This window comes from Phenylobacterium sp., from assembly GCF_035276905.1.
GTDB lineage: Bacteria > Pseudomonadota > Alphaproteobacteria > Caulobacterales > Caulobacteraceae > Phenylobacterium.
In genome coordinates this window covers 1-7,421 of the sequence record NZ_DATELG010000196.1, presented here as the reverse complement: position 1 = coordinate 7,421, position 7,421 = coordinate 1, and the positions used below count along the sequence as shown (strand labels likewise).

The 7,421-nt window shown below is 69.5% G+C and carries 6 protein-coding genes and 1 pseudogene; 4 read left to right on the top strand and 3 right to left on the bottom strand.

Annotated features, from left to right (window positions below; translation table 11 throughout):
• Both VJS38_RS09190 and VJS38_RS09185 read right to left on the bottom strand, forming a co-directional pair.
• Nucleotides 1-246, bottom strand: a pseudogene (locus VJS38_RS09190) (bifunctional ornithine acetyltransferase/N-acetylglutamate synthase); the annotation flags it as partial.
• Nucleotides 247-361: 115 nt separating this feature from the next.
• Nucleotides 362-1,402: a DUF2252 family protein gene (locus tag VJS38_RS09185; RefSeq protein WP_324087850.1), complete on the bottom strand. Its 1,041-nt coding sequence runs from the start codon at nt 1,400-1,402 to the stop codon at nt 362-364.
• 230 nt (nt 1,403-1,632) lie between these two features.
• Between VJS38_RS09185 and secA the strand changes: the two genes are divergently transcribed.
• The 4 genes from secA (at nt 1,633) to VJS38_RS09165 (ending at nt 6,382) form a co-directional block, all read left to right on the top strand.
• Nucleotides 1,633-4,428: a preprotein translocase subunit SecA gene (gene secA, locus VJS38_RS09180; protein ID WP_324087849.1), complete on the top strand. Its 2,796-nt coding sequence runs from the start codon at nt 1,633-1,635 to the stop codon at nt 4,426-4,428.
• Between the two features lie 142 nt (nt 4,429-4,570).
• Nucleotides 4,571-4,858, top strand: a complete 288-nt coding sequence (locus VJS38_RS09175) for a GIY-YIG nuclease family protein (RefSeq protein ID WP_324087848.1) — start codon at nt 4,571-4,573, stop codon at nt 4,856-4,858.
• Nucleotides 4,859-4,868: 10 nt separating this feature from the next.
• The gene (locus VJS38_RS09170) at nt 4,869-5,882 is read left to right on the top strand and encodes a beta-eliminating lyase-related protein (protein ID WP_324087847.1); all 1,014 of its coding nucleotides are present in this window, start codon (nt 4,869-4,871) and stop codon (nt 5,880-5,882) included.
• A 59-nt stretch (nt 5,883-5,941) separates the two neighbouring features.
• Complete coding sequence (locus VJS38_RS09165; protein WP_324087846.1) at nt 5,942-6,382, top strand: hypothetical protein; 441 nt, start codon at nt 5,942-5,944, stop codon at nt 6,380-6,382.
• Nucleotides 6,383-6,400: 18 nt separating this feature from the next.
• Here VJS38_RS09165 and VJS38_RS09160 read toward each other — a convergent pair whose 3' ends face one another.
• Nucleotides 6,401-7,360 carry an acetyl-CoA carboxylase carboxyltransferase subunit alpha gene (locus VJS38_RS09160; RefSeq protein ID WP_324087845.1) on the bottom strand — a complete coding sequence of 320 codons (960 nt, stop codon included), beginning with the start codon at nt 7,358-7,360 and terminating at the stop codon, nt 6,401-6,403.
• Nucleotides 7,361-7,421 lie beyond the last annotated feature (61 nt).

The following is a 7,421-nucleotide window of genomic DNA, read 5'->3' as shown; positions in this document are numbered from 1 at the left end:
GCCGGCGATCGGCGGCATGCGCGGGAACGGCACGAAGAGCGGCGAGACCGGCATGGCCTTGCCGCCCCCGGCCGCGGGCGGCGACGCCGCGGCCGGCTCGGCGAACTGCCGCGCCTGCTTGTCGGCGCGCTTCAAGGCCGCGCGCTTCAGCGCGCTGGTCAGCGGGTCGAAGGCGCGCTCCAGGGTCTGGCCCACCACCTCGACGGGCGTCGCGGCCGCGGGCTTCTTGCTCGGGGTGCGGGTCATGAGCGGCCCTCTTGGACTTGGGGTGGGACGCGGCCCCTGCCGCGCCGCCCGTCCCTAGCGATATAAGGCGCCAAGTGCAAAGGTTGTGGACCCGCCCCGGCGCGGTTTCGTCGGTCTAGCCGCGATAGGCGTGGAACTCCGTCCTCGTCCAGTCCGCGACCGTCCTTGCAGCGTCCCGCAGCCAGTCCGCCTTCCGGCTGTGGAGATCGGCGAAGATCGCCTCGCCGTGGGCGCCGTCGCCCAGGTGGATCGCGGCCAGATCGGCGGCCATGACGCGGACGAAGGGGATGGCGTCGCGCTCCTTCAGGTCGGCGAACTTGATCTTGCGGCTGTTCGGGGCGAGCCGGCGATGCACCAGGGCCGGCCCATAATTGAGGTGCGGGTCCGGAGAGCGCCAGCGGCCGGCCGCCATGCGCGACGGCAGGCCGGGGTCCTGCGCGCCGCCCCAGCAGGACGGCGCCCGCCCCTTCACTTCGCGTGCGACAGGCCCGCCGCGCATCAGTCCGCAGGCCACGAACCGCGGCCGGCCGAGGCTGCCGACGCCGGCGACGCGGGGCGCGATCTTCAGGTGCTCGACGGGACCGAGGTCCGCCTTCAGCTCGGCCTCGTAGCCGGGCGGCGGCGTTTCGGGCTCGGCCCGCTCGAGCTCGGCCCAGAATTCCTCCCGCGAGTCGTCCTTGGAGGCGAAGGCGCCGCGCAGCCACAGGTTCTCCCGCTCGAGGACGAAGGCGCGCGGGGCCTGCAGCGCGGCGCGATAGGCCTCGAGCAGCGGATCGGCGACCTCCGCCGCGCTCAGCCGCTCGTTCGCCACCATGAAGCTCGTGCACAGCCGCACCAGGTCAAGGGCGTAAGGCAGGACCGCCGCCTCGTCGAAGTCGTTGACGCCCCAGACCAGCCGGCCCTCGGCGTCGCGCCAGAGGCCGAAGTTGCCGGCGTGCGCGTCGCCGACCGAGGCGGCCTTCGGCGCGGTCATCAGCTCGCGGCACAGCTCCGGCGCGCCCTCGGCCCAGCGCCAGCAGGTCCCGCGGAGGAAGAGGAACGGATCCTCCTTCATCCGCTCATGCTTGTGCTTGAGGTCGTGCTCGCGGAACGCCGGTCCGAACAGCCGGCGAAGCCCCGCCTCGTAGGCGGCGATGGACGCGCTGAAGGAGATCATGTCGCAGCTCCTGCCTTTGGGGCGCATTCGCTCCGCGACAATGGCCGCCCGATCCGCGGTTCGTGCAAGGTGCTTCAGTCCTGATCGCGCGAAGCGCAACACCTGAGCCGGCGTAGCCGAACGTGATCCCGCGCGAGGTCCCGCCGCGTTGACACTTGCAGGGGCGCTGCTTAAGTCTCGGCCGCCCTGAATAGAGCGTTCTTCCCGGCAGGCGACGGGCCGAAAGGCGCATGGCCGCGCCGGGCCCGCAATCGACCGGACCTTCCTCCTTGAGCATCTTCCAACGGTTCTTCGGCTCCTCCAACGACCGCAAGGTCAAGGCCATGTCGGCCCGGGTGAGCAAGATCAACGCCTTCGAGCCGAAGCTCGCGGCGCTCTCCGACGCCGAGCTGCGCGCCAAGACGGACGAGTTCAAGGCCAGGCTGGCCTCCGGCGCCTCGCTCGACGACGTCCTGGAAGAAGCCTTCGCCGTCGTGCGCGAGGCCTCCAGGCGGGTCATCGGCCTGCGCCACTTTGACGTGCAGATGGTCGGCGGCATGGTGCTGCACCAGGGCGGCATCGCCGAGATGCGGACCGGCGAAGGCAAGACGCTGGTCGGCACCGCCCCGGTCTACCTGAACGCGCTCGCCGGCAAGGGCGTGCACGTCATCACCGTCAACGACTACCTGGCCCAACGCGACGCCGAGTGGATGGGCCAGATCTATCGCTTCCTGGGCATGAGCGTGGGCGTCATCGTCCATGGCCTGAGCCAGAACCAGCGTCAGGACGCCTACCGCTCCGATATCACCTATGGCACGAACAACGAGTTCGGCTTCGACTACCTGCGCGACAACCTGGTCTACGATCCCGCCGAGATGGTCCAGCGCGGCCACAACTTCGCGATCGTCGACGAGGTGGACTCGATCCTGATCGACGAGGCGCGCACGCCGCTGATCATCTCCGGGCCGACCGAGGACCGCAGCGAGTTCTACAAGGTCATCGACCTGGTCATCAAAGACCTGATCAAGGACGCCTCGACCTATGAGCACGACGAGAAGCAGCGCCAGGTCATCCTGACCGAGGAAGGCGCCGAGAAGGTCGAGGAGATCCTCGCCGCGGGCGGCCACCTGGCCGAGGACTCCGCCGGCCTCTACGACGCCGCCAACGTCTCGGTCGTGCACCACGTCAACCAGGCGCTACGGGCCAACGTGCTCTACACCCGCGACAAGGACTACATCGTCCGCGCCGGCGAGGTGATCCTGATCGACGAGTTCACCGGCCGCATGATGCAGGGCCGGCGCCTGTCGGAAGGCCTGCACCAAGCGATCGAGGCCAAGGAAGCCGTCGTCGTCCAGCCCGAGAACCAGACGCTGGCCTCGGTCACCATCCAGAACTACTTCCGCCTCTACGAGAAGCTCTCGGGCATGACCGGCACCGCCGCGACCGAGGCCCAGGAATTCCACGACATCTACAAGATGGAAGTGGTCGAGATCCCGACCAACCGGCCGATCGCCCGGATCGACGAGGACGACGAGGTCTACCGCACCGCGGCGGAGAAGAACCGGGCGATCATCGCCCAGATCGAGGACTGCTATAAGCGCGGCCAGCCGATCCTGGTGGGCACCGTCTCGATCGAGAAGTCCGAGCAGCTGTCGGAGCTCTTGAAGGCGCACAAGTTCGAGGTCGACGGCAAGGCCCTGAAGGGCGTCCCGCACAACGTACTGAACGCCCGCTACCACGAGCAGGAAGCCCTGATCGTCGCCGACGCCGGCGTGCCGGGCGCGGTGACCATCGCCACCAACATGGCGGGCCGCGGCACCGACATCCAGCTGGGCGGCAACGTCGACATGAAGGTCGCCCGCTGGCGCGAGGAACAGCGCGATTTGGGCGTCGAGGCGACGCCGGAGATGGCCGCCCACCGCAAAGCCGAGATCGAGGCCGAGATCGCCGGCCTGAAGACCCAGGCCCTGGCCGCCGGCGGCCTCTTCGTGCTCGGCACCGAGCGCCACGAGAGCCGGCGGATCGACAACCAGCTGCGCGGCCGGACCGGCCGCCAGGGCGACCCGGGCCACTCGAAGTTCTTCCTCTCCTGCGAGGACGACCTTTTGCGCATCTTCGCCGGCGAGCGGCTGGATTCGATCATGCGCACCTTCGGCGTCCAGGACGGCGAGGCGATCACCCACAAGTGGCTGAACTCGGCCATCGCCACCGCCCAGAAGCGCGTCGAGCAGCGCAACTACGAGATCCGCAAGAACCTGCTGAAATACGACGACGTCGTGAACGACCAGCGCAAGGCCGTCTTCGAGCAGCGCGCCGAGTTCATGAGCTCGCCCGACATCTCCGACGTGGTCGCCGAGATGCGCCGCGACACCATCGCCGACCTGGTGGGCCGCCACCTGCCGCCGAAGGCCTACGCCGAGCAATGGGACATCGAGGGCCTCGACGCCCACGTCCAGGAATACCTCGGCCTGCAGCTGCCGGTGCGCGACTGGGCCGCCGAGGACGGCATCGCCAACGAGGAGATCGAGGAGCGGATCGACGCCGCGGCGAACGCCCGCGTCGCCGAGCGCGAGGGCATCGTGGGCGAGCACATGCGCTCGCTCGAGAAGAGTTTCCTGCTGCAGCAGATCGACCTGCAGTGGCGCGAGCACCTGATGCACCTCGACCACCTGCGCAACGTCATCGGCCTGCGCGGTTACGGCCAGCGCGACCCTCTGCAGGAATACAAGACCGAGGCCTTCACCCTGTTCGAGAAGCTGCTGGTCGACGTGCGCCAGAACGTCACCCGCTGGCTGATGACGGTGGAGTTCCAGTTCGAGGAGCCGCCGCAGCCGCCGCCCGGCCAGATGTTCGAGATCCACGTCGATCCGCTGACCGGCGAGAACGCCGCCCAGATGGGCCTCCTGCCGGACGGCCTGCCGGTCGACCAGCGCGCGGCTCTGCCGGTCAGCGCGCTCCCCGACGGCTGGGAAGCCACCGGCCGCAACTCCCCCTGCCCCTGCGGCTCGGGCAAGAAGTTCAAGCACTGCCACGGGGCGCTGGTTTAGGCCGTGCAAAATTCACCGTCATCCCGGCCGTAGCGCAGCGAAGAGCCGGGACCCAGGGGCGGTGCGCACGGCCCCTGGGTCCCGGATCGGCCTATCGGCCGTCCGGGATGACGATATTGGTGGGTGCGGCTAAGCTCGGTACGTGGAGCGCAATTTTTACGTCTACATCCTCGCCAGCCAGCGGAACGGCACGCTCTACACTGGCGTAACCAATAATCTCTCTCGCCGCGTCTACGAGCATCGCGAAGGTCTCATCCAGGGGTTCACCGCCGATTACGGCGTCAAGATGCTGGTCTGGTACGAAGCGTTCCCGACCGCCCTCGAAGCCATCGCAGCCGAGAAGCGCATCAAGCGCTGGCGTCGGCAATGGAAGCTGGAGTTGATCGAGCGCGACAATCCCCAATGGCGCGATCTGTATCTTGAATTCTAAAGGCTCCGGCATGATGACGCCCCGCTACGACTTCGCCTCGGACAACACCGCCCCCGCCGCGCCGGAGGCGATGGCGGCGATCGTCGAGGCCAATGCGGGCTTCGCCGCCGGCTACGGGACCGACCACGTCACCGCCCAGGCGGCCGATCTGGTGCGTGGCCTGCTCGACGTCGACGCCGAGGTGCGGTTCGTGGCGTCGGGCACGGCGGCCAACGCCCTCTCGACCGCCGCGCTGGCCCGGCCGTTCGAAGCGGTGCTGGCGCACGAGCACGCCCACATCTGCACTGACGAGACCGGCGCCCCGGGCTTCTTCGGCCAGGGCGTGGGGCTGATCCGCCTGCCGGGCGCCTCGGGCCGCATCGAGCCCGCCGCATTGGACGCCGCCCTCGCCCAGCCGGACGTCTCCTACCGCCAGCCGGCCGCGGCGCTGTCGCTGACCAACGCCACCGAGTACGGCACGGTCTATTCCGCCGACGAGCTGCAGCGGCTGATCGCGCCCGCCAAAGAGCGCGGCTGCGGCGTCCACCTGGACGGGGCGCGGATCGCCAACGCCGCGGCGGCGGGCTTCGAGCTGAAGCGTGTCGCAGCCCTCGGCGTCGACCTCTTCGTGCTCGGCGGGGCCAAGGCCGGCATGCCGCCGACCGAGGCCCTGGTGATCCTCGACCCGGCGCTGGCCCGGCGGATCGATCCGCGACTGAAGCAGGCCGGCCAGCTGCCGTCCAAGGGCCGGTTCTACGCCGCCCCCTTCGTCGGCATGCTCCAGGGCGGCGCGATGCTGCGCCACGCCGCCCACGCCAACGCCATGGCCGCGAGGCTCGCCAAGGCCATGCCGTTCAAGGTGCTGCACCCGGTCGAGGCCAACACCGTCTTCGTCGAGATGGACGAGCCGACCCTTGAGCGCCTGCACGCGGCGGGCTGGTTCGTCCACCGCTTCCTCGACGGCAGCGTGCGCTTCGTCTGCTCCTGGGCCACCACCGCCGAGGCGGTCGACGAACTCGCCCAGACGCTGCAGCGCCTCGCCTAGGCCATTCGCGCGGGGCGCGGTATCCTGCCAACGGTCAAGACAGGCGGGACGGGTGCGGAATGACTGACGGCGTGGGCGCGAGCCCCCTCTTCGATCCGGTCGCCTGGCTGAGGGCGTGGTACGGGGCGCCGACCGCCACGGGCGCCTTCGTCCAGCCGATCCTGCCGGGCTGGACCTTCGGCAACCTGGTCGTCAACGACACCAACTCCAGCGCGCCGGCGACCGAGGCCGCAATCGTCGCCCGCGAGAGCTACGGCCGCCAGCTCGGTAAGCTGATGGACGCGGTGTTCGAGCTGATCGAGCGCCAGGGCGGCCCCGACGGCGTGCCGGCCTTTCAGGATCTGGTCAAGCTTCGCGCGCGGATCGACGGCATCAAGGCGGCCACGATCACCGACCACCTGAAGGTGATCGAGCAGGACCTGACGCACCTGAAGGCCCACGACAGGGACGCCTACAAAGCCGCCGTGAAGACCCTGCGGGCGATGCTGCCGAAGGAGTAGGCGCTACTGCGGCGCCAATTACTGCAGGGATCGGCCGATGGCGTAGAAGCGCTCGGCGCGGCGCTTGCGCAGCTCGTCGGCGGACAGGTCGTCCAGCGCCGCCAGCTCCTGCTCCAGCGCCTCGGCGACCATCGCCATGGTCTCCGCGCGGTCGGCGTGCGCCCCGCCGATCGGCTCGGGCACGATCCGGTCGACGATCTTCATCGCCAGCAGCTCCTGGGCGGAGATCTTCATCGCCCGGGCCGCGTCGGCGCCCGATCGCGCGCCGCGCCAGAGGATGGAGTTGGCGCCTTCGGGGGCGATCACCGAATAGATGGCGTGCTCCAGGATCAGCACGCGATTGGCGCCGGCGATCGCGATCGCCCCGCCCGAGCCGCCCTCGCCGGTAATGATCGCGATGTTGGGCGTGCCCAGCATCAGGCACTTCTCGGTCGAGCGCGCGATGGCCTCGGCCACGCCGCGTTCCTCAGAGGCGATGCCGGGATAGGCGCCGGCGGTGTCGACGAAGCTCAGCACCGGCAGGCCGAAGCGCTCGGCCAGCTCCATCAGCCGCACCGCCTTGCGGTAGCCCTCGGGCCGGGCGTAGCCGAAATTGTGCTTCACGCGGCTGGCGGTGTCGCGGCCCTTCTCGTGGCCCATGACCACCACCGGCCGGCCGCGGAACCGGCCGAGGCCGCCGATCAGCGCCTGGTCGTCGCCGAACACCCGGTCGCCATGCAGCTCGACGAAGTCGTCGATCAGGTCCGCCACATAGTCCACGAAATGCGGCCGGTCGGGGTGGCGGGCGACCTGGGTCTTCTGCCAGGCGTCGAGCTTGGCGTAGGCGTCGCGCCGCATCTTCTGGGCGCGCGCGCGCAGGCTCTCGATTTCCGCCTCGAAGGCCCCGGGGCCCGCGGTCTCCGAGAGCTTCGAAAGCTCCTCGATCTTGGCTTCGAGCTCGGCGATCGGCCGCTCGAACTCGAGATATTGCAGGGCCATCCGAGGGCGTCGCTCCCAAGCGCTTGCGCGAAGCGGCGGAAATTAGGCGGGAAGGCTCAAG

Coding starts and splice junctions, on each gene's coding strand:
- VJS38_RS09185 (WP_324087850.1), bottom strand. CDS start 1,402: ATGATCTCCTTCAGCGCGTCCATCGCCGCCTACGAGGCGGGGCTTCGC.
- secA (WP_324087849.1), top strand. CDS start 1,633: ATGGCCGCGCCGGGCCCGCAATCGACCGGACCTTCCTCCTTGAGCATC.
- VJS38_RS09170 (WP_324087847.1), top strand. CDS start 4,869: ATGATGACGCCCCGCTACGACTTCGCCTCGGACAACACCGCCCCCGCC.
- VJS38_RS09165 (WP_324087846.1), top strand. CDS start 5,942: ATGACTGACGGCGTGGGCGCGAGCCCCCTCTTCGATCCGGTCGCCTGG.
- VJS38_RS09160 (WP_324087845.1), bottom strand. CDS start 7,360: ATGGCCCTGCAATATCTCGAGTTCGAGCGGCCGATCGCCGAGCTCGAA.